The sequence below is a fragment of the Ornithinimicrobium pratense genome, from assembly GCF_008843165.1.
Lineage (GTDB): Bacteria > Actinomycetota > Actinomycetes > Actinomycetales > Dermatophilaceae > Ornithinicoccus > Ornithinicoccus pratensis.
The window spans coordinates 2810359-2831619 of record NZ_CP044427.1 but is presented as its reverse complement, the minus strand read 5'-3'; the positions used below and the strand labels follow the sequence as shown (position 1 = coordinate 2831619).

Annotated in this window: 20 protein-coding genes; 8 read left to right on the top strand and 12 right to left on the bottom strand. The window is 67.7% G+C overall.

Annotated elements, in window-relative coordinates:
• Positions 1–35: 35 nt before the first annotated feature.
• The 8 genes from FY030_RS12990 to FY030_RS12955 are packed head-to-tail and all read right to left on the bottom strand — an operon-like array spanning position 36 to position 9654.
• A complete protein-coding gene (locus FY030_RS12990; protein ID WP_158061870.1) occupies positions 36–1631 on the bottom strand; it encodes an ABC transporter substrate-binding protein in 1596 nt (531 codons plus the stop codon).
• Entirely contained in the window at positions 1628–3181 is a 1554-nt protein-coding gene (locus FY030_RS12985) for an amidohydrolase family protein (RefSeq protein WP_158061869.1), read from the bottom strand. The genes FY030_RS12990 and FY030_RS12985 overlap by 4 nt, the downstream gene beginning before the upstream one ends.
• Positions 3182–3208: 27 nt before the next feature.
• The gene (locus FY030_RS12980; RefSeq protein ID WP_158061868.1) at positions 3209–4666 is read right to left on the bottom strand and encodes an amidase; all 1458 of its coding nucleotides are present in this window, start codon (positions 4664–4666) and stop codon (positions 3209–3211) included.
• Positions 4663–5751 (bottom strand): o-succinylbenzoate synthase, encoded by a 1089-nt coding sequence (gene menC, locus FY030_RS12975; protein WP_272950559.1) that lies wholly within the window; start codon positions 5749–5751, stop codon positions 4663–4665. The genes FY030_RS12980 and menC overlap by 4 nt, the downstream gene beginning before the upstream one ends.
• Before the next feature lie 39 nt (positions 5752–5790).
• Positions 5791–6666, bottom strand: coding sequence for an ATP-binding cassette domain-containing protein (locus tag FY030_RS12970; RefSeq protein WP_158061867.1), 876 nt, complete (start codon positions 6664–6666; stop codon positions 5791–5793).
• Positions 6663–7703: an ABC transporter ATP-binding protein gene (locus FY030_RS12965; protein ID WP_158061866.1), complete on the bottom strand. Its 1041-nt coding sequence runs from the start codon at positions 7701–7703 to the stop codon at positions 6663–6665. The genes FY030_RS12970 and FY030_RS12965 overlap by 4 nt, the downstream gene beginning before the upstream one ends.
• Positions 7700–8698 (bottom strand): ABC transporter permease, encoded by a 999-nt coding sequence (locus tag FY030_RS12960; protein ID WP_192498608.1) that lies wholly within the window; start codon positions 8696–8698, stop codon positions 7700–7702. The genes FY030_RS12965 and FY030_RS12960 overlap by 4 nt, the downstream gene beginning before the upstream one ends.
• Entirely contained in the window at positions 8698–9654 is a 957-nt protein-coding gene (locus FY030_RS12955) for an ABC transporter permease (RefSeq protein ID WP_158061865.1), read from the bottom strand. Before FY030_RS12955 ends, FY030_RS12960 begins: the two co-directional genes overlap by 1 nt.
• A 143-nt stretch (positions 9655–9797) precedes the next feature.
• On the opposite strand from FY030_RS12955, the gene FY030_RS12950 reads away from it, so the two are divergent.
• The 4 genes from FY030_RS12950 to FY030_RS12935 all read left to right on the top strand — a co-directional run bounded on the left by FY030_RS12950 (position 9798) and on the right by FY030_RS12935 (position 12719).
• Complete coding sequence (locus FY030_RS12950; protein WP_158061864.1) at positions 9798–10745, top strand: AsnC family transcriptional regulator; 948 nt, start codon at positions 9798–9800, stop codon at positions 10743–10745.
• A 134-nt stretch (positions 10746–10879) separates the two neighbouring features.
• Positions 10880–11551, top strand: coding sequence for a FadR/GntR family transcriptional regulator (locus FY030_RS12945; protein WP_158061863.1), 672 nt, complete (start codon positions 10880–10882; stop codon positions 11549–11551).
• A complete protein-coding gene (locus FY030_RS12940; protein ID WP_158061862.1) occupies positions 11551–11889 on the top strand; it encodes an L-rhamnose mutarotase in 339 nt (112 codons plus the stop codon). Before FY030_RS12945 ends, FY030_RS12940 begins: the two co-directional genes overlap by 1 nt.
• Entirely contained in the window at positions 11874–12719 is an 846-nt protein-coding gene (locus FY030_RS12935) for an amidohydrolase family protein (RefSeq protein ID WP_158061861.1), read from the top strand. The genes FY030_RS12940 and FY030_RS12935 overlap by 16 nt, the downstream gene beginning before the upstream one ends.
• On the opposite strand, the gene FY030_RS12930 is transcribed toward FY030_RS12935, so the two are convergent.
• Together FY030_RS12930 and FY030_RS12925 are read right to left on the bottom strand one after the other, a co-directional pair.
• Positions 12701–13654, bottom strand: a complete 954-nt coding sequence (locus tag FY030_RS12930) for an aldo/keto reductase (protein ID WP_158062830.1) — start codon at positions 13652–13654, stop codon at positions 12701–12703. The two genes, FY030_RS12935 and FY030_RS12930, sit on opposite strands and share 19 nt — an antisense overlap.
• On the bottom strand, positions 13654–14964 hold the full coding sequence (locus tag FY030_RS12925) for an enolase C-terminal domain-like protein (protein WP_158061860.1): 1311 nt from the start codon (positions 14962–14964) through the stop codon (positions 13654–13656). The genes FY030_RS12930 and FY030_RS12925 overlap by 1 nt, the downstream gene beginning before the upstream one ends.
• A gap of 83 nt (positions 14965–15047) precedes the next feature.
• Here FY030_RS12925 and FY030_RS12920 point away from each other — a divergent pair, with 83 nt between their 5' ends.
• From FY030_RS12920 to FY030_RS12905, 4 genes are all read left to right on the top strand, one after another.
• Positions 15048–15887 carry a fumarylacetoacetate hydrolase family protein gene (locus FY030_RS12920; RefSeq protein WP_158061859.1) on the top strand — a complete coding sequence of 280 codons (840 nt, stop codon included), beginning with the start codon at positions 15048–15050 and terminating at the stop codon, positions 15885–15887.
• Positions 15884–16648 carry an SDR family NAD(P)-dependent oxidoreductase gene (locus tag FY030_RS12915; RefSeq protein WP_158061858.1) on the top strand — a complete coding sequence of 255 codons (765 nt, stop codon included), beginning with the start codon at positions 15884–15886 and terminating at the stop codon, positions 16646–16648. The genes FY030_RS12920 and FY030_RS12915 overlap by 4 nt, the downstream gene beginning before the upstream one ends.
• Positions 16649–16976: 328 nt before the next feature.
• A complete protein-coding gene (locus FY030_RS12910; RefSeq protein ID WP_202879704.1) occupies positions 16977–18206 on the top strand; it encodes a M20 metallopeptidase family protein in 1230 nt (409 codons plus the stop codon).
• Positions 18203–19432, top strand: a complete 1230-nt coding sequence (locus tag FY030_RS12905) for an aminotransferase class V-fold PLP-dependent enzyme (protein ID WP_238348311.1) — start codon at positions 18203–18205, stop codon at positions 19430–19432. Before FY030_RS12910 ends, FY030_RS12905 begins: the two co-directional genes overlap by 4 nt.
• A gap of 1 nt (position 19433) precedes the next feature.
• Here FY030_RS12905 and FY030_RS12900 read toward each other — a convergent pair whose 3' ends face one another.
• Both FY030_RS12900 and FY030_RS12895 read right to left on the bottom strand, forming a co-directional pair.
• Positions 19434–19904, bottom strand: coding sequence for an Lrp/AsnC family transcriptional regulator (locus FY030_RS12900; RefSeq protein ID WP_158061857.1), 471 nt, complete (start codon positions 19902–19904; stop codon positions 19434–19436).
• A 46-nt stretch (positions 19905–19950) separates the two neighbouring features.
• A complete protein-coding gene (locus tag FY030_RS12895) occupies positions 19951–21258 on the bottom strand; it encodes an alpha-L-fucosidase (protein WP_158061856.1) in 1308 nt (435 codons plus the stop codon).
• Positions 21259–21261 lie beyond the last annotated feature (3 nt).

Sequence of the window (21261 nt, the reverse complement as noted above, 5' to 3'; positions counted from 1 at the left end):
GTCTCGTCCTGCGGGTCCCGGGCGGCCGTCGCACGTCAACCGTCCCTACGGGCGTTGTAGAAGATGTCACCCGACAGCGGCACGAACTCGTAGCCGCTGATGTCGGAGCGCAGGCCAGTCGCGGTCCACTTATCACCGAACTTCACCATGGGGAGGTAGTCGTAGAAGGCCTGCTGCAGGTCCGCAGCCGCCTCCTGCGCCTCGGCCTCGTCCGCGGCGTTGCCGAAGGCCTCCGTCGCAGCGCTGATCTCGTCGCTGTCCGTCCAACCCGGCCAGCTCGGGGACAGGAAGACGTAGACGACGGGCACGGTCACCGGGGCGAAACCCGTGATGAAGATCTCGTAGGCGTTCTCGTTGGAGCGGTCCTGCAGCACGGTGGCCCAGTCGGTGACCACCAGCTCGGCGGACATCCCTGCGTCCTCCAACTGCTGCTGGAGCGGGACGGCGTTGTTGTAGTGGTCGGCATACTCGCGGCTGGTGAGGATGCGGATGGTCTCGCCGTCGTAGCCGGCCTCTTCCAGCAGCTCATCAACCACAGCCTGGTCCTCGTTGTGGTACAACTCCTGCCCGGCGTCGGAGTACCACGGGGAGTCCTCGCTCATGAGTGCCGGGTTCAGGTTGTAATACTCGTCGGAGACGAAGGCGGCCTGCTGGATCGCCTCAGGGTCGATGGCCGCGAGCACGGCCTTGCGCATGTTCACATCGGACATCAGGCCGGCCCGCTTGTTGAAGACGGCCCCGTTGAAGCCCTGTGGGCCGGACACGAGTTGAATGTTGTCGTCTCTCTCCAGCATCTCGGCGTTGTCGAGAGGCAGAGCGTTGGCCGCGTCGTACTCTCCCGACTGCAGACCCGACATCCGGGTCGAGGCGTCGGTCACGATGTTGAAGGTGATCGTGTCGAATGAGGGCTCCTTGGCGCCCGCGGTTCCTGCCGTCTCTCCCTCCGGGGACTGGTAGTCCTCGAACCGCTCCAGACGCACGAACTGGTCGGTCCGCCACTCGTCCAGCTTGTAGGGGCCCGTACCGATGTACTCCTCGACAGAGTCCAGGCCCGCCTCCTCGGCGATGCTGGCCGGCATGATCATCGGCAGCTGCCCCTGCTCGGCAAGGAGCTGCGGCGCGATGCCCGTCGGGGAGTCCAGAGTGATGGTGATGGTCAACTCGTCCGTCGCTTCGATGGTCGCCTGCTCGTGGAAGTAGAGCTGGCCCACGCCCGTGGACTCGGCCCATCGCTTCAGGGACGCGACAGCATCTTCGGCGGTGACGGGGTCGCCGTTGTGGAAGGTGAGCCCTTCCCGCAGGGCGATGGTCAGCTCTGTGGCGTCGTCAGACATCTCAAAGCTCTCGGCGAGCACGGGCTGGACCGCACCGTCTGCGTCCGTGGTCAGCAGCGGCTCAAAAAAGTTGCGGCTAATGTCGCGTGCCGAGGTCGCTGTGGTGACGATCGGGTCGAGGGTGGGCGGCTGGGCGTTCCAGGCGATGCTGAAGTCACCGCCGCCCCCGCCCCCGGCGGTGGCTGACCCGTTGTCCCCGGCGCCTCCCTCCCCGACATCGGTGGTGCCGCCCCCAGCGCAGGCAGCGAGGGACAGGGTCAGGACCGCCCCGGTGGCGATCGCTCTCTTGAAGGTCATGATGTGTTCCTTTCTCCATCAGAAGTTGGTGGGGCGAGTAGAGGTCGGCCCGGTCGGGCGGCGCACAGTTCGCCGTCCTGGATGAGCGGAGTTCCGGCGACGAAGACGTCTGTGATGCCGTGGGTCGCCCGGACCGGGGCAAACTCGGTATGGGGGTCGAGTTCCCCGAGGTTGATCACGACGACGTCGGCGTCTGCGCCCACGGCCAGGTGACCCTTGGCGGTCATCGCTGGCAGCGCGGGGCGCAGGATGCGAGCCGGGATGACGGAGCAGCGGGTGATGACTTCGCTCAGACTGAGCAGCCCGGTGTCCCGGTGCAGCCACGAGATCGCCCTGGTGAAGCAGGCCAGACTGCGGGGGTGGACGGTGTAGCCGTTCGGCACCGGCCATTCGTCCAATTCGGTCGCGTCGCCCGTGCGGCCGTGCTCGTCGTCTCCCGGACCGCTCAGCGACTGGACCGGCATGGCGTCCGAGGCGAAGGCAGCACCCGCTAGCACCAAGGCCTCTTTCAGGTCCTGGCTCCGGGCCGGGTCGTCCTCGTCGTAGTAGCGGATGGCACACAGCGCGCCAGGGTCAAGGGTGCGTAGCTCCACCAACCGGTCCAGGGTTGCCACCTGCTCGCCTGACTGGATCACGGTGATGGACGTGGGGCTCAGGCCCGACGACGCAAGGCGGTCGGGATGGAGGAACTCCGCCCCGAGCACGGTCGAGGCGATGCCGTAAGGGTAGGACTCGGTGGTGACCGGCAGTCCCTCGGCAACAGCCTCGGCCAGAAGAGCAGCGGATTCCTGAACCGAGGCCGCGCTAGAACTGACGAAGTGGCAGAGGTGGACCTGCACGCCGGTGTCGCGACTGAGCCCGATGAGTTCGCGCACCGCTGTCGCGGGCGAGTCGTCCTCGCTCCGCAGTCCCCGCATGTGGACGAAGAGGGGACATCCGCGGCGCACAGCGAGCTCAGCGATGGCGTAGAGCTCCTCGCTGGACGTGGCCGAGGCGTAACCGAGGAGCATGCCGATGCCCAGGGCACCGGCCTCCAGCTGCTCCTTGACCAGGTCGACGATGCGGGCGATCTGGTCTGTAGTGGCGGCCTGCCGCCACCGGGCCCGGTCCTGCAGGGTGGACCAGCTGTCCAGCGGCAGCGGGGGCCAGGCAGCGACGGTGTCGTCGTCAAGCTCTTCCAGCACGATGATCCGCGCGTGCAGCCAGCCGGCCGAGAAGCCGTAGTGCAACGGCCTCCCCTGGGCGGCTGCCCAGGCCAGGGAGGCCTGGACGGGTGTTGCACCGGACTCCAGCTCCAGGCTGGTCGTCACCCCGTCGAAGGCCTGCAACCGGTGGCCAGTGAGGTTCTGGGCGTGGCTGTGCAGGTCGATGAAGCCGGGCACCACGAGCTTTCCGGTAGCGTCGATCACCGTGGCCGCCTCGGGGAGGTCGGAGCCGACGTAGGTGATGCGGCCACCGGTCATGCCCACGTTCAGCTGGGCATCGATCTCGTTCTCGGGGTCGACCAGCCGGCCGCCAGAAATAAGGGTGTCGCAACTTTGGTCAGTCATCGTGATGGTCGCTCCTCTCCGAGAGCCTCAGGCGATCGCGGGGAAGGGATCGCGCTCCGTGGTCAAGTCTTGGGTGGATACGACATCGCTCGTCCCGCACAGGTCTTCGACGAACTGCGCGATCCGCAGCAAGGCGGCTTCCTGGCGGTTCCGGCCCACGATCTGGAGTCCGATCGGGAGCCCGTCCTCGGTGAACCCGACGGGTACGGAAACGGAGGGGTGGCCGGTCATGGTGATGGAGGACAGTAGGGTCATCCACTCCAGGTAGTCGCGCATCTCGCGGCCCTCGATCTGACTCGGGTAGCGTTGCTCGACGGGGAAGGGCGCGACTTGGACGGTGGGGAGCAGAAGCGCGTCGTAGTGCTCCAGCAGCCTGCGCATCCGGTGGAAGGCCTCTCCCTGGTCGACAAGGGCCTGGGCCACCTGGGGACCGGTGGCCTCGCGCCCGACCTGGATGTCCCCACGGGCATCCTCCTTGAGCCGGCCCGGGTGCGCCTCGTCCACGGAACCGAGGTTGGCCAGCATCTGTATCCCACGCAGGGTCCGGAAGGCCGAGGCCGCCTGGCGAAGGTCTGGGTAGTCCTCCACGACGGCCGCGCCGGACCCGGCTATCCGGTCGACCACCTCGCCCAGGACCCTGCGGACCCGGAGGTCGACCGGTACCAGTCCACCCAGGTCCGGGGTCCAGGCGAGATGCAGAGAGGCCGCCTCCGTCGGGCCAGTGAGGTCCAGATACCCTCCCGGTGCGCCGGCGCACGTCAGCGGATCCCGGCCGTCCCCACCGGCAAGGACCGACATGAGGAGTGCGACGTCACGCACGGTGCGCCCCATGGGCCCCTTGACCGAGAGGGTGCCGAAGGGATAGGAACTGGGCACGTTGGGAACGCTCCCGAGCGAGGGGCGCAGGGCTGTGACATTGCAGAAGGACGCCGGATTTCGCAGGGATCCACCGGTGTCGCTGCCGTCGGCGATCGGGAGCATACGAGCCGCCAGCGCGGCTGCCGCCCCGCCCGAGCTGCCGCCCGCCGAGCAGTTCAGGTCGTAGGGGTTGCGGGTCAGGCCATACACGCTGTTGAAGGTGTGCGAGCCGAGGCTGAACTCCGGGGTGTTCGTCTTGCCCACGACGACCGCGCCCGCGGCCCGCATCCGGGCCACGACGACGTGATCCTCGGTGGCGACACGGTCGGCGAAGACCAGGCTGCCCTGGGTGTGGCGGAAGCCCGCCGCCGGGATCATGTCCTTCACGGCGACCGGCAACCCGGCCAGGGGCAACGCTTCCAGCTCATGCCGTGGAAGCGAGGACAGCTCCCGCGCCCGGTCCAGCGCCTGCTCGGGGCGCAGGTCAACGATGGCGTTGACCGCAGGGTTCACCGCCTCGATGCGGTTCAGGTGGGCAGTCGTCACCTCCACCGGATCCAACCGGCCGGAGCGCACGGCCGCGGCCAGCTCCCAGGCGTCGGCGTGGATGATCTCGTCCTCGGTCACGCCGAACGACCGTCCTGATCGATCGTGAACGACGAGGTGGTCAGCGCGTCGAGCCGATCCCCTCGAACCGTGTAGCCCAGACCGGGCCCGGAGGGGACCGTGATGTAGCCGCGATCCATCGTGACCTCGGGCTCGATGACGTCCTCGGCCCAGTAGCGCGCGGACGGCGCGGTGTCGCCAGGAAGGGTGAAGCCGGCAGAGGCGGCGATCGCCACGTTGTGAGCGCGTCCCACACCGGTCTCCAGCATCCCGCCGCACCAGACGTCCACGCCGTGCTCACGGCACAGCGCTTCGACGCGCTTGGCATCGGTCAGACCGCCCACGCGTCCGATCTTGATATTGATGATCTGACACGACTCGAGCTCGATCGCGTGCCGGGCATCGTCGATGCTGTGCACGGACTCGTCCAGACAGACAGGGGTGGAGATCTGCGCCTGGAGATGACGGTGGTCCACGATGTCGTCGTGCGCGAGCGGCTGCTCGATCATCATCAGGTCCAGATCGTCCATCGCCTGGAACAGCTTGAGGTCATCGAGGGTGTAGGCGGAGTTCGCGTCCGCCATCATGGGGACGTCCGGGAACTCGCGCCGTACCGCCCGCAACATGTCGAGATCCCGACCAGGGGTGATCTTGAGTTTGACCCGTCGGTACCCGGCGTCCACGGCGGTGCCCACCGCTTCGATCAGCTCGGCGTCGGTCTCCTTCACGCCGATGCTGAGCCCGACCTCGACCCGTTCCCTGGGGGCATCATCCAGGGCCGACGCCAACGGGACATCCTGGTGCCGCGCCCAGAGGTCCCACACCGCCCCCTCCGCCGCCGCCTTGGCCATGTTGTTGCGCCGGATCGGGCGAAGGATCTCGGACACCTCGTCCGGGTGACCGATCTCGCGTCCAACCAGGAGAGGCAGCAGGACCTCCTGCAGCATGAGGTTGCAGCCGGTGGTGAACTCCTCGGAGTAAAACGGCTGGCCCCCCGCCACGCACTCGCCATACCCGACGCGGTCGCCGCTGCGCGCCTCCACGATGAGCAGGTCTCGGTGTGTCTGGGTCCCGAAGCTCGTCGTGAAGGGGGTCTGCATCTCCATGGTCATGCGGCGGACCGTGAAGGATTCGAGTAGCACTGGTCACTCCTTGCGTGGTGGTGAGGCTGGGCGGTGGGCGGTCTCGTGATGCTTCTCGACGCGCTCCTGGCGCTCGCGGGGATGCCGGATAGGCACCGACGACAGCAGCTTCTGGGTGTACTCGTGCTGGGGGTGCTCGTAGAGGGCCTGGGCGTCGTTCTCCTCGACGAGCTGGCCCTTGTACATCACGCCGACCCGGTCGGCGAGGTAGCGCACGACGCTCATGTCGTGGCTGATGAACAGGTAGGTCAGGCCACGGTCCCGCTGCAGCCCCCGTAGCAGGTTCAGGACCTGGGCCTGGATAGAGACGTCGAGGGCAGACACCGGCTCGTCGCAGATCAGCACCTGGGGGTGCACCATCAGTGCCCGGGCGATCCCGATCCGCTGGCGCTGGCCGCCGGAGAACTCATGCGGGAAGCGTTGGGCGTGCTCCATGGTGAAACCCACGGCCTCCAGCGACTCCGCGACGCGGTTCTTGATCTTCGTTCGGTCCTTTTCCCCCACGATGAGCATGGCTTCAGTCAAGATGGCCCCGACCCGGCGGCGGGGATTGAGGGAGGAGTGCGGATCCTGGAAGATCATCTGGATCTCGCGCCGCAGCTTCCAGGCGTCCTTGTGCGTCGTGTCGAGCGTCTCGCCCCCGAGGCTGATAGTGCCGTCGGTCGGGGTGATCAGGCCCTGCAGCAGCCGTCCGGTCGTGGACTTTCCCGATCCGGACTCCCCGACCAAGCCGTAGGTCTGCCCCGCGTAGAGATCCAGATCGACGTGGTCCACGGCGGTGACGGCGCCCTTGCGGAGACCAAGCAGCGAGCGGGTGACGAACTCCTTGACCAGGCCCCGCGCCGACAGCAGGGGGACCTCCTGCCCGGTGGCTGTCATGCCCGTCCTCCTCTAGTGGCCTCGGCCTGCCAGCCGACCTCCGCGGCCAGCGCAGGGATCTCTTCCGCGCGCCGGCACCGGACCCGGTGGCCATCGGCAAGAGTGGTCAGCTCGATCGGCTGCTCCCGGCACGCGTCTTCGACGAACGGGCAACGGTCGGCGAAGCGGCATCCGGTAGGGACCTGCGTCAAGGTAGGCACCGTGCCGCTGATTGTCGGCAGGTCCTGGGTGTTGTCGGTCTCGACCGACGGTGTCGAGGCCAGCAGGCCCCGCGTGTAGGGGTGCGCCGGCTCGTCGAAGAGGGTGGTGACGTCGGTCTCCTCGATGACCTGGCCCAGGTACATCACCACGACGCGGTCGCAGATCTCGGCCACGACGCCCAGGTCGTGGGTGATGAAGATGGTGCCGGTGTCGAACTCCGTTCGCAAGTCCTCCATCAGCTGGAGGATCTGGGCCTGAGTGGTCACGTCCAGTGCGGTCGTGGGCTCGTCGGCGATGAGCAGGTCAGGGCGGCAGCTGAGGGCCATCGCGATGACGACGCGCTGACGCTGACCGCCCGAGAGCTGGTGCGGGTACTGCTTCAACCGCATCTTCGGCTCAGGGATGCCGGTGAGGGTCAGCATCTCCAGTGCACGATCGGCTGCTGCCTTCTTGCCGATCTTGTCGTGGGCCCGGATCGCCTCGACCAGCTGGTTGCCGATCGTGTACACGGGGTTGAGCGAGGACATCGGGTCCTGGAAGATCATCCCCAGCCGACCGCCGCGGTAGGGGCGCATACGTTCGTCGGCGAGTGAGAGCAGGTCCACGTCACCGTCGAAGACGATCTCGCCCTCATACACGGTCGTATCCTCGTCAAGCAGGCGCATGATCGACTCGGCGGTCACCGACTTGCCGCATCCGGACTCGCCCACGATGCCCAGGACCTCCCCGCGGGCCACGGTGAAAGACACCCCGTCCACGGCGGTCACCATGCCGTCCTCGGTCACGAAACTTGTCCGGAGGTCGGTCACCTCGAGGACGTTGCGGTTCTCCTTCATCGGGCGCCACCTCCGTCGGCGCGACGCGCCGCGACCTTGGTGCCCTGCCGGGCCGCCTTGGCGCGTCGGGCCTGGGCCTTGCGATTCAGACCGCCCTTGCCGCGGTATGTCGGGTCCAGCAGGTCGCGCAGTCCGTCACCGAGCAGGTTGATCGACAGGATTGTGCCCATGATGAACAGCCCGGGGAAGAGCGTCATCCACCACGCCGTGTAGATCACGCTCCTGCCGTCCAGGAGGATGTTCCCCCAGGAAGGCGCGGGCGGAGGGACCCCGGCACCGAGAAAGCTGAGCGCCGCCTCGGTGATGATGGAGTCGGCGAAGACGAAGGTGGCCTGCACCATGAGCGGGGAGATCACGTTGGGGGCCATGTTCAGCCAGACGATGCGGGTCGTGGACGCGCCTTGGGCGTGCAGCGCCTCGACGAACGTCTGTTCCTTGACGACCAAGGCCGAGGAGCGCACGATGCGCGCGACGTAGGGCGTGAAGACGATCGTGAGGGCGATCACCACGTTAGAGGTTTGCTGACCCATCGCCGCCATGATGGCGATCGCTAGGAGGATGGCGGGGAAGGCCATCAGCCCGTCCGCCACCCGCATGAGGACCATGTCCGCGACCCGGTTATAAGCGGCGTACAAGCCGATCCCACACCCCAAGATCGCGGTGCAGGCGGCGGTGAGGGCACCCACCATCATTGACACCCGCGCGCCCTCGACCACCCGGCTGAAGACGTCGCGGCCGTAGTTGTCGGTCCCGAACCAGTGCTCGGCCGACGGTGGCTGCAACCGGTTGGCAACGTCGATGGCATACGGGGACGGGGTGATGAGTGGGCCCACGACTGCTACCAGCGCCACGATCGCCAGGATGACGCCCCCCGTGAGGGCCAGCTGGTGCGCCGCGAAACGGCGCATGAAACGGGACCGACCCGAGCGCCGCTTGCCCGGCACCAGAGAGGTGCCCGGCTGAACCTCCGCCTGGCCCAGCTGTGAGACGGTCATCAGGAGTCACCCCCCGAGAAGCGAACCCGCGGGTCCAGGACGCTGTAAAGAATGTCGATCAGGAAGTTCACGAGCACATAGGACACCGCAATCATGAGCACCAGACCCTGGATCACGACCAGGTCACGCCGCTCGACCGAGTTGACGATGAGCGAGCCGATCCCGGGGATGTTGAAGACCGTCTCAGTCACGGCCGCGCCGGCGATGAGAGTGCCGAGGGTCTGACCGATGGTGGTGATGATGGGCAGGGCGGCGTTGCGCAGTGCGTGCTTGTACAGCCGCACCTTGCGCTTGAGGCCCTTGGCCTTGGCCGTCTTCATGTAGTTCTGGGAGAAGGTGTCGAGCATCGCGGTCCGCGTCATCCGCGCGATGAGCGCTGCCTGCATCGCCCCCAGCGCGACGGCCGGCATGGCGATGTAGCGCAGGAACTCTCCCATGCCCTGCTCCGGCGGCGCGTACCCGGCGACCGGCAGCCAGCCGAGAGTGACGCCGAAGATCAGCATCAGGAAGAGAGCCAACAGGAAGGACGGTATGGAGATGCCGAGGAGTGCGCCCACCATCACGGTGCGGTCCGTGTTGGTCCCCTGCGATCGGGCAGCCAGGATCCCCGCGGGGACGCCGATGATCACGGCCAGGGTCTGAGCGATGATCGCTAGGTTCAGCGTCGGGCCCAATGCGGACAGCAGCACCTCGGTGACCGGCGCGTTGAAGAAGAGCGACGTCCCAAGGTCCCCCTGGAAGGCTGCCCCGAGCCAGGTGAAGAACTGCATGACGACCGGCTGGGTGAGGCCGAGCTCCTCACGCAGGGCATCGACGCGCTCCTGGCTGGCGTCCGGTCCGAGTATCACTGCGGCGGCGTCGCCCGGCATGATGTGCATCAGCCCAAACGTGATCACGGCGACCACGGCCAGAACAGGAACGAGCGCAAGCACACGTTTGAGGATGTAGCCGCCCATCGTTCCTCCTCGCAGCGGTGGGGAGTGGTGCGGAACAGTCTTGGGTTGGATCAAACCCGAGGTCAAGGAGTTTCGGCGCTATCGTTAGATTCAGACATGATTCGTGCCGGATCTGAATCTACAGAGAGGGGAGGTGTCTGAAAGTGCGCTCTCTGGACGGACGTATCATCGACGCTTTGCACATCGACGGCCGAGCGTCGTGGGCTCGCATCGCTGAGGTCTTGGGGGAGAACGAGCGGACCGTGGCCCGCCGGGGAAGCGCGGTCCTGGCCTCAGGCACAGTCCGGGTCGTGGGGGTGTCGCTGCCCGCACCAGGTGTGGTCCTCCGGATCAACTGCGGTCTCGGACAGTCGCGTATGACCTCGGCCGCGCTTGGTGCCCTCGACCATTGCGGCTGGGCGCACGTGGTCAGCGGCAACGCGGACGTCGTGGCGGCGCTCAGCCTGCGTGCGGGCACAGAGGAGTCTCGCCACCTGATGGAGGAGCTGCCGGCGACCGCGGGCGCCCAGCGCATCGAGTCCTACCCGGTCATCGAGTACCTCCGCCTGGCCCGGTGGTGGAACCTCGGCATCCTGACGCCTGCAGAGCGGTCTGCGATGTGGGAGGGCCTGAGCTCGACCTACGCCGAGTACTTCGGTACCACCGCCGGCCTGGGCCCCTCCGACATGGCCATCGTGCGCGCTCTGCGCGAGGACGGCCGGATGACCTACGAGGAGCTCGGGCGCCGGGCCGGAGTCTCGGAGGTCACAGCCCGGCGCCGTGTGGACCAGCTGCGCGAGGACGGGGTCGTCGCGGTCCGGGCGGTCGCCGACCCTGCCGCCACGGGATTCCATGTGGAGGTCCTGATGTGGCTGGACGTCCCCCCCCGCCACGTCAAAGAGGTGGCCGCCGGGCTGCGGTCCGCGGACCACCTCAAGTTTGTGGCGCGCCTTGCGGGGCCATGGGACTTCATCGTGAAGACGCCGCTGGTCAGTCGCCTCGATGTCGACAACGTGCTCCCAGCCGAGGACTGGGTTTCCCACATCACCAGGACGGATGTGCACGTCGTGGTCCGGACGGACCGGCGTAGCTATATTCGCGTCCTTAAGTGACGGCGATCGTCCTCAGTGGTTCGAGGTGGGCTACGTGCCCACGCTGACGGGTTTGCCGCGAGGTTTGGGGCCGCGAGTTCTCGGCAGAGGTCCTCCGAACGAGACGTAGGATGTGTGTCCGGTAGACTCGGCGCGTGGCCGTGACGGATGACGCGATCAGCAGGATCAAGGACATGATCGTGGCAGGTGAGCTCACCCCCGGCGACCGGCTCCCGCCCGAGAAGGAACTGGGGGAGACGCTCGGCCTCTCGCGCAGCTCACTGCGCGAGGCGGTGAAGGCGCTCGAGGTCATCGGCGTGCTCGACGTGCGCCGTGGCGACGGCACCTACGTCACGAGCCTGCAGCCGAGCATCCTGCTTGAAGTGATGGCGTTCGTAGTCGACCTGCACCGCGACGACTTCGTGCTCCAGGCGCTCGAGGTGCGGAGGATGCTGGAGCCCCAGGCTGCGGCCGCCGCGGCCCGGCGGATCACCCCCGATCAGGTCGACGAGCTCATCGCCGCCCTCGCGGCCGTGCCCGCCGACGCGGAACTTGAGGTGCTCATCGAACACGACGTTGAGTTCCATCGGCGGATCGCCGAGTCGACCGGCAACACCTACCTCGTCGGACTGCTCGACTCGTTGTCGGGCACCACCCTGCGTGCGCGCATCTGGCGAGGCATCACCCAAAGCGGTTCGGTGGCGCGCACCATCGACGAGCATCGCGCCATCGCCAATGCGCTGAAACAGGGCGACGCCGCGCTTGCCCACGCTCTCATGACCGCGCACGTCGCCGGCGTCGAAGCCTGGCTGAAGGAGGCTCGCTGATGCGCATCGCCCTGCACTCGGAAATCCGCGAAGGTGCGATCGACGATTACCGCACACATCACGAGGTGATCCCCGACGAACTCGTGGCGACGTTCGCGCGGATCGGGATACAGGATTGGACGATCTGGCGCTCGGGGCGTCGGCTCTTTCACATGGTCGAGTGCGACGACTGGGACACGGTGCAGGAAGCACTCCGCCATGACCCGGCGGACGCGCGGTGGCAGGCGAACATTGGACGTTACGTCGAGCTGTTCCGCGGCGTCGATGGTGAGGAGGGCACTTCACCGCTGGAGCAGGTGTGGGATCTGCGCGCGCAGCGCGAATGGCAGCGAAGGTGATCCTCGACGCGCACGTGCACGTCTGGGACCCTGATCGGTTCCGTTACGACTGGCTCGGCGCGGCGGGGCTCGACCGGCCGTACCTGCCGGGTGCGCTTGAGGATGCCGCGGGCGAGGTGGATGAGTGGATCTTCGTCGAGGCGGACGCGGCTCCGGCGTCGGCATTCGACGAGACGCTGTGGGTGTCATCTCTGACGTGGCCGGGTCTACGCGCAATTGTCGCGGGCATCGACCTCGAATCCTGCGATCTGGCCGCCCGACTCGTCCGGCTGAGTGCCATCCCGCTCGTGCGAGGGGTGCGGCACGGCTTGCAGAACGCTCCGGCCGAGAGTTTCTGCTCTCCCCGCCTACGAGCCGGGCTTCGACAGGTCGCAGCAGCCGCTCTGCGATTTGACGCGTGCGTGCGCTGGCCGCAACTTCCCGATCTTGTCGAGCTTGTGCGCTCCGTCCCCGAGGCGGTCGTCGTGCTCGATCATGCGGGCAAGCCGCCGGTCGACGCAGGGCTCCACTCGGACGAGGGCCGCGCATGGGCGCGGTCGCTGACGGCGCTTGCGGCGGAGGGTGTGTTCGTGAAACTGTCCGGGCTCGGTGCTGAGGCGTCGTCACCTGAGGTGCTGCGCCGCAACGCTCCGGATCTCCTGCGGGCGGCAGTCGACGCCTTCGGCCCCGACCGTTGTATGTTCGGCAGTGACTCGCCGGTAAGTACGGGGGAGCGCACCGGCGTCGCCACCGCTGAATGGGTCACGCTCGTGCGCGAGACGGTGGGTGAGGGGGCGTGGCCGCTCGTGTCTCGCGAGGTGGCGCGGATGTTCTACGGCATCGACGGCTGAGGAGGAATGAGCCCCTCGGCCTCTAAGTCGCTCCACAGCGCTGCGGGGATCTGGGCCCTGAGGTATTCGACATTCTGCGCGAGGGAGGACCGACGTGCGGTGCCGATGGCGATCTGCCCGATCGCGGGGTGCCGAAGGGGAAACTGCAGAGCCGCGCAAGGAAGGGGCACGTCATGCCGCGTGCACACCGCGCGCAGGCGTTCGGTGCGCTCGACCAGATCGGCGGGCACGGCGCCGTAGTCGTAGTGCGCGCTCGCGGGGGTGGCCGCGGCGAGCAGCCCCGAGTTGAACACCCCGACGGCGATGATCCGGACACCGCGCTCGAGGCAGAGGGGCAGCAGTTCCTCGGCCGCGTGCTGTTCAAGCAGCGTGTAACGCCCAGCGATCATCACAACGTCGATGTCGCCCTCGCGGACGGCGCGCACGGCGGCCTCGACGCTGTTGACGCCGATGCCGACCTCACCGGTCACGCCCTCGTCACGCAGTGTCGCGAGGGCGGGGAGTCCCTCTCGCAGTCCGCGATCGAGGTCGTACACGTCGGGGTCGTGCAGCAAGAGCGTGTCGACACGGTCGAGGCCGAGGCGCTCAAGCGAGTCGGCGACGCTGCGCTCGATGCCGGAGCGGCTCGGATCGAAGCGTCGCACGGTGTCGGCGGGGACGGCGAACCCGTGTTCCATGTCGTCGGCGGGCCGGGGGTCGGTGCGGGGCTCCAAGATCCGTCCCACCTTGGTGGAAAGCTGGAACGACGCGCGCTCGCGCGTCCGAAGAAAGGCGCCGAGCCGGCGCTCGCTGAGCCCGAGCCCATAGTGCGGTGCCGTGTCGAACGAGCGGATGCCGGCATCCCACGCCGCCTCGAGTACGTCCTGCGCCTCGTCGTCCTCGACCGGTCGGTAGAGGTTACCGATCGAGGCGGCACCATAGACGACCCAGCCCATCACGCGGGCACCGGCACAGGGTGGCGGTAGGACTCGATCGATGCGGCGTGCATCTCCATGCCCGCGCCAGGGGCGGTGGGTGCGAGGTAGCGGCCGCCGGCCACCACGGTGGGGACGACGAAGTGCTCGTGAAGATGGTCGACGAACTCGATCAACCGGTCCTCCATCGTGCCGGACACCGCGACGAAGTCGAACATCGACAGGTGCTGCACCGCCTCACAGAGGCCCACGCCGCCCGCGTGCGGGCACACCCGAACGCCGAACTTCGCCGCGAGTAGCAAGTGGGCGATGTTCTCGTTGACACCACCCACGCGTGCCGCGTCGATCTGCAGCACCTGCAGCCCGCCGGCCTGAAGGAACTGCTTGACGATGACGCGGTTCTGAGCGTGCTCGCCCGTTGCCACCGGGATCGGTGCGACGGCGCGCGCGATCGCCGCGTGCCCGAGCACGTCGTCGGGGCTGGTGGGCTCCTCCACCCACGCCGGGCGGAACTCGCTCAGCACACCGATCCACTCGATCGCCGTGGCGACGTCCCAGCGTTGGTTCGCGTCGATCGCGATGGGGAAGTCAGGGCCGCAGACCTGGCGGGCGATGCGCATGCGGCGTACGTCGTCAGCGAGGTTGGCACCAACCTTGAGTTTGATCTGGGGGTAGCCATCGGCAATCGCCTCGCGGCACAAACGCGCCAGCTTCTCGTCGGAGTAGCCGAGCCAGCCGGGCGTGGTCGTGTAAGCGGGGTAACCCTCGCGCAGGATGATCGCCTCACGCTCAGCGCGACCCGCCGCCGTGGTCTCCAGCAGCGCCACGGCCTCGTCCCGAGTCAGGGCGTCGGAGAGATAGCGGTAGTCGACAAGGTCAGCGAGTTCCTCGGGGGTCATTCGCGCCAGGAGCTGCCACAGCGGGAGGGCGGCACGCTTGGCTTTCAGATCCCACAGTGCGTTGATGACGGCGCCGATAGCCATATGCATCACGCCCTTCTCGGGGCCGAGCCAGCGCAGCTGCGAGTCGTGCACCAGCAGGCGCCAGGTGGCGCCCATGTCGTCCAGCAGCTCCTCGATGTCACGACCGACGATGTGCCCGCGCAATGCCTCGATGGCTGCCACCTGGACGTCGTTGCCGCGTCCGATGGTGAAGGCCAGCGCGTGGCCTTCGAGCCCGTCGGAAGCGTCAGTGCCGAGCACGACGTAGGCGGCCGAGTAGTCGGGATCGCGGTTCATGGCGTCGGAGCCGTCGAGTGACGCGGACGTGGGGAATCGGATGTCAGCTGTCGCCAGGGACGTGATACTGTTCGGCACGCACTCAGTAAACATCAGATGTTTAGACCGGTCAAATGGGCCATGCCGCCCCCAGGGCCGCTGTCGCCCCATCGAGAGTTCAGATGTTAGGGAGAGGTATGAAGTTTGCACGTCTGGGAGAGTTGGGTCGTGAGACGCCGGTAGTGATGGTGAACGGCCGCTCTTTCGATCTGTCGTCTCTCACCGCAGACATAGACGGGGCCTTTCTCGACGCCGACCTCGAGCCGGTGGAGCGAGCGCTCGCCGACGGCGCCCTACCCGAGATCGAAGGCGCAGACGGGCTGCGGGTCGGCGCTCCCATCGCGCGGCCCAGCGCCATCGTGTGCGTCGGCATGAACTACGCCGCGCACGCCGCCGAGTCGGGCTCAGCGCCGCCGACCGACCTCGTGATCTTCCACAAGATGACAAACACGATCGGTGGCCCCGACGATGCGGTGCCCATTCCGCCGGGCAGCACGAAGACCGACTGGGAAGTCGAGCTCGGCGTCGTGATCGGCCATCGGGCCAGCTATGTATCTTCGCCGGAGGAGGCGCTCGGACACGTCGCCGGTTACGTGTCGGTCAACGATTTCTCCGAGCGCGAGTGGCAGCTGGAGCGCTCGGGCGGACAGTGGAGCAAGGGCAAGTCCTTCCCAGGCTTCTCTCCGGTAGGTCCATGGCTCGTCACCGCCGACGAGATCGATCCTGCGTCACTGCGCCTGCGCAGCTGGGTCAACGGCGAGCCGCGCCAGGACTCATCTACCACCGACCTCATCTTCGATGTGGGTGAAATCATCTACAGGCTCAGCCAGTTTCTCGTGCTCGAACCCGGCGATCTCATTATGACCGGCACTCCTGAGGGCGTGGCGCTGTCCGGCCGGTTCCCGTACCTGCGACCCGGCGACGTCGTGGAGGTCGAGATCGAAGGGCTGGGCCGCCAGCGGCAGGTGACCCGATGACCGGCGACACGGCGGCAGGCACCTTCGACGGCCTCCGCGCGATCGTGACCGGCGGTTCGTCCGGGATCGGGGCAGCGATCGTACGGCGCCTGCGCGCCGACGGCGCGCGCGTGGCGGTGTTCGATGTGCAGCCGGTCGAGGATTCTCCCCATAGTTATCGGGTCGACGTCGCGGACGACGCAAGCGTCGTTGCCGCCGTGGCAGAGGTCGGCGACAGTTTCGGCGGCATCGACATCCTCGTCAACAACGCCGGCATCGGCGCGCAGGGCACCGTCGCCGACAACTGTGACGAGGAGTGGCATCGGGTTTTTGACATCAACGTCGTCGGAACGGTGCGCGTGAGCCGGGCCGCTCTCCCGTGGCTGCGGAAGTCGTCCGCTGCCGCGATCGTCAATACGTGCTCCATCGCTTCGAGAGCTGGGCTTCCGAACCGCGCCCTTTACGGCGCGACCAAGGGGGCCCTCTACTCGCTCACGCTGCAGATGGCCGCCGACCACGTGCGGGAAGGCATTCGCGTCAACGGTGTGAGCCCCGGCACGGCGGCCACCCCGTGGGTTCAGCGCCTGCTCGATACCGCCGACGATCCAGCGGCCGAGCGCACGGCCCTCGACGCTCGTCAGCCGCACGGCCGGCTGGTCGAGGCCGACGAGGTCGCCGACGCCGTGGCCTACCTAGCTAGCCCTCGTGCCGCCTCGACCGTCGGCACGGTCATCGAGGTCGACGGCGGCATGTCAGGGCTGCGTCTGCGCCCACAAGAGTGATCCTGGCCGCCCACCCGTCGGACAACGCATGACGCGCTGCGTGATCAGGAGGATGTACTCGGGCATCACGTTCGCCCACCGCGCGTTTCCCCGATCCTGCGCTCGGCCTTCGCCGCCATGCCCTTGCTCGGGATCGGCTCGTTGGTGTGGAAATCCCTGAATGAAGCTGGTGAAAGCGCAGGCGCGCGCGCGAGTCATCTGTCCATACGCGCGCCTCGCGGAGCAGGTTCTGAGCCGTCACCGCTGGACCTTCGCCATGGCGAAGATCACCCACTGCTAGTCCCACACAGATGCGCGCAGTTCATCGCGCGGAGCACAGGAGCATAAAGTGTCGACATTCGACTATTCCGCCGCCATCTCGAGCGCCGCCACCGCGAACCACGCTCGGGCCGAAGAGATGATGGCCCTGCGTCGCGATCTGCACCGCCATCCCGAGCGGCGCCTCCGTCTCCCGCGCACGCGGCAGGCTATCCTCGACGGCCTCGCGGGTCTGCCCTATGAGTTGCACTTCGGCGAGAGCCTTGACTCCATCATGGCCGTGCTGCCCGGTGACCTCGAGGGGCCGATGGTGCTGCTCCGCGGCGACATGGATGCCCTGCCCATCCAGGAACACTCGGGCGAGGAGTTCTCGTCAACGAACGACCTTATGCATGCCTGCGGCCACGACCTCCATGTCGCCGGCCTCGTCGGCGCTGGCCGGACCCTTGCAGAACTCGGCCCACTGCCGGGCACGGTCGTGCTGATGTTCCAGCCGGGTGAGGAGGACCCGGGCGGGGCGAAGATCATGGTTGCGGAGGGCTCGCTCGAGGCCGCCGGGCGCCTGCCCGATGCCGCGTTCGCCGTGCACGTCAATACCGACAAGCGCGGCGTCATCACCACGCGAGAGGGCGCCATGATGGCCAGCGTTACCGACCTTCGCATCCGCATCAACGGCCAGGGTGGGCACGGATCGCGCCCGCACATGGCGACCGACCCTATCTCGGTAGGCGCTGAGATCACTCTTGCGCTGCAGAACTACATCACGCGACGCATCAACATCTTCGACCCGGTGGTGATGAACGTCGGGCAGTTCCAGACCGAGGGCCCGCTGAACGCGATACCCTCAAGTGCCCACCTTGGTATCTCCGTGCGCACGTTCTCCGACGCCTCGCTCGCGCAGCTGCACGAGGAAGTGCCGCGCCTCGTGCACGGTATCGCCGGGGCCTACGGCTGCACGACGGAACTCGACTGGCACCTCAGCTGCCCCGTCACGATGAACGACGACGTCGCGGCGTCGACGGCGATCGCAGACCTGCGCGAGCTGTTCGGCGAGGAGCGCGTCGAGCGGGCCGCGAACCCCTGGTCCGGGTCTGAGGACTTCTCATACGTCCTGCAGAGGATCCCCGGGGCCCTGCTCATGCTCGGCGCCTGCCCGCCCGAGCTTGACCCCGCCACCGCGCCGAACAACCACTCCGACCGGGTGCGGTTCGACGACAGCGTGCTGCCCGACCAGGCGACAATCCTCACCACGCTCACGCTCGGCGCCATGCGCAGGCTCAGCGCGAACGCTTCGGCGTGAGTTTGACCGCCCGCACCACATCCGGCGGCACGACGCCTCGACCCCTCGGGCCAGCGGGTACCGGTTTCGACGCATGGCCTCTCGACCCCGGCATCCTTCACCTGAACCACGGCTCGTACGGCGCGGTGCCCCGTATCGCGCTCGCCGCGCAGCAAGGCCTGCGGGACGAGATGGAAGCCGACCCGGTCGGCTGGTTCATCACGCTGCCGGCGCGGATGGCCGCCGCCCGGGCCGAGCTCGCGCCGTTCCTCGGACTGGAGGCCGAGGGGTTCGCCTTCGTCCCGAACGCCAGCGCCGGCGCGAGTGCGGTCTTCGGCTCGCTTCCGCACGAGCCTGGGGGCGAAATCGTCGTGACCGATCACGGCTACGGCGCCGTCACGATGGGTGCCGAACGACTCGCGCGCCACTGGGGCGGCAAGGTTGTCACCGCCGCGGTGCCGCTGGACGCAGATGAGCACGAGGCCGCCGAGCGGATCATCTCCACCTTCTCGCCTCGCACGCGCCTTGTGCTGATCGACCAGATCACGTCGCCGACCGCGCGGCGGCTCCCGGTCGAGCGGGTCGCGTGCGCGGCTGCGGAACGCGGCATCCGCGTGCTCGTCGACGGTGCCCACGCGCCGGGTCTGATCGGGCGACCGGTGCCCGAGGCCAAGGTGACCTGGGTCGGCAACTTACACAAGTTCGCCTGTGCGCCCCGCGGCACCGCCGTCGTGGTGCCCACGAGCGACCTGCGCGACGACCTGCATCCAGTGATCGACTCATGGGGGGCCTCCCTGGGGTTTCCCGAACGCTTCGACCACCAGGGCACCGTCGACGGGACTGCCCCGCTCGCAGCGGTGCGCGCGGTCGATTTCATCAGCGAGACGTGGGGATGGCCTGCGGTGCGAGCGCACGCGGGCGCGATGGCGGCGTACGCCGTCCAACGCATCGCAGACGCCTTCGCCGCGGTGACCGGGGAGGACCATCACGTTCCCGTCGGGATGCCGGTCGATCAGATCCGCCTTGTGCGCCTGCCCGGCCCGCTGGCAACGACCCCTGCCTCGGCCCACCACGTGCGTGACCGGCTGAAGGCCGAGCATCGCTCCGCCACGGCACCTACCTCGTTCGGCGGCCGTGGGTACCTGCGTGTTGCCCCGCACGCATACACGAGCACTTCCCACGTCGACCAGTTCGTCGACCGGGTCGTACCGTCGCTCCTAGACTGGGCGCGCTCTGGCGGCGCGTGAGTCAGTCCGCGGCGTAGCCGTCGAGCAGGGGAGCCATCCGCGGCGCGACGAGCGCACGCATCGCCAGGGTGAGCGCGGTGCGCTCGACCCCCGCGATGGCCTGAATGCGCTCATTCACGCGGTACAGGTCGGCGGCGTCGTGGGCCGCGATCCGCACGAGAACGCTCCAGTCACCCGACGTGCCGAAGGCCTCGATCACCTCAGGGATGTCGGCGAGCCCGGTCGCCAGCTCGTCGCCGATCAGCGCCACGGCCTGCACTTGCACGAAGGCGGTGAGGGTGAGGCCGAGGGAGGCCGGGGGCACCCGTCGCTCGTACGGGCTCAGGATGGACTCCATCCGCGCGAGCCGCGTGTTGACCGTACCGCGCGCGAGGCGCGCCAGTTCGGCAATGCGAGTGACGCTCGCGCGCGGGTGCGCGCTGAGCACGCGCAGAATTCGCACGTCGATGTCATCCAGCCGCTCGTCGGCCACGGTCGCCTCCTCGTGTGCGTCGGGCGCGCGGAGTGATCCTAACGACTTATGTGAGCTCAGCGGAGGCTTCGGGGGTCAGGAGAATCTCGATCACCGGCACCGTATCGCCGGGCCGGCCCACGGGGAGCTTCAGCGTGAGGGTGCCCTCAGGCTGACCGCCCTGCTTGGTATGCACGGCTGCGGCCCCGGGCTTGAAGACGGCGGTGCGCACCTCAGCTCCGTCGTGGAGGAAACACACGTGGCGTACCTTGCCGGCGAGCCCCGCGAGGTGCACGTGCGCGTACGGCCACGACAACAGATGCAGGTAGAGGCGGTCGCCCCGCCGCGTGTAGCGCGCGTCCGGCGGTGCGGTCAGTGACGTGGCACCGGCGCCTACGATCGAACGGCGGTTGTACCTCATCCACTTAGCCAGGCCGGCCAGCACACCGGAGGCGAGGTCGTCGAGCTCGCCCCGTGCCGTGGGCCCGACGTTGAGCAGAAGGCCACCGCCCTTGGCGACGCTGTCGATGAGCAGGTTCAACACAATATCGGGCGATTTGGGACGAGGCTTCTCACGGAAGTAACCCCAGCTGCCGTCCATCGTCTGGCAACCGATCCACGGCACCTCCTTGCCGTCCACCTGCACCGGGGCGCTCGGCTGGTACTCCTCGGGGGTGACGAAGGCGCCCGGAAGGCCAGCACGGTCATTGACGATGATGCCGGGTTGCAGCTCATGCACCATCGCCAGCAGTTCGGGCGAGCCCCAGTCGGCAGCGCCCTTCCCATTCCAGATCCCCTCGTGCTCGCGGTTGTCGTACGAGTAGTCGAAGAAAAGGATGTCGATCTCGCCGTAACCCGTCAGGATCTCGCGCACCTGCTCGTGCATCACCGTGCGGTACTGCGCCATGTCGCGTGTGGCGTTGATGGCGTCACGGTCGGGGTGGTTGCGCAGGGGGTGCAGCGCATCGATCGGGAAGTGCTCGTGCGTCCAGTCCAGCAGAGAGAAGTAGAACCCGATCCGCAGGCCCTCGGCGCGGAAGGCGTCAACGAACTCGCGCAGGGTGTCGCTGCCGTAGGGCGTGTTCGTGACCTTGTAGTCGGTAGTCGCCGTGTCCCACATGCAGAAGCCGTCGTGATGCTTGGTCGTGATGACCGCATAGGTCATGCCGGCGGCCTTCGCCGCGCGGGCCCACGCACGCGGGTCGTACAGGTCGGGGTCGAAGAACTCGGCATACCTCGCGTACGTGGCTGGGTCGATCTCCTCCCGGTTCATGACCCATTCATGGCGCGCGGGGATGGCGTAGATCCCCCAGTGCACGAAGAGGCCCAGGCGGTTGTCGGTGAACCAGTCGGCGGTGGCACGTGCGGTGGGCATCAA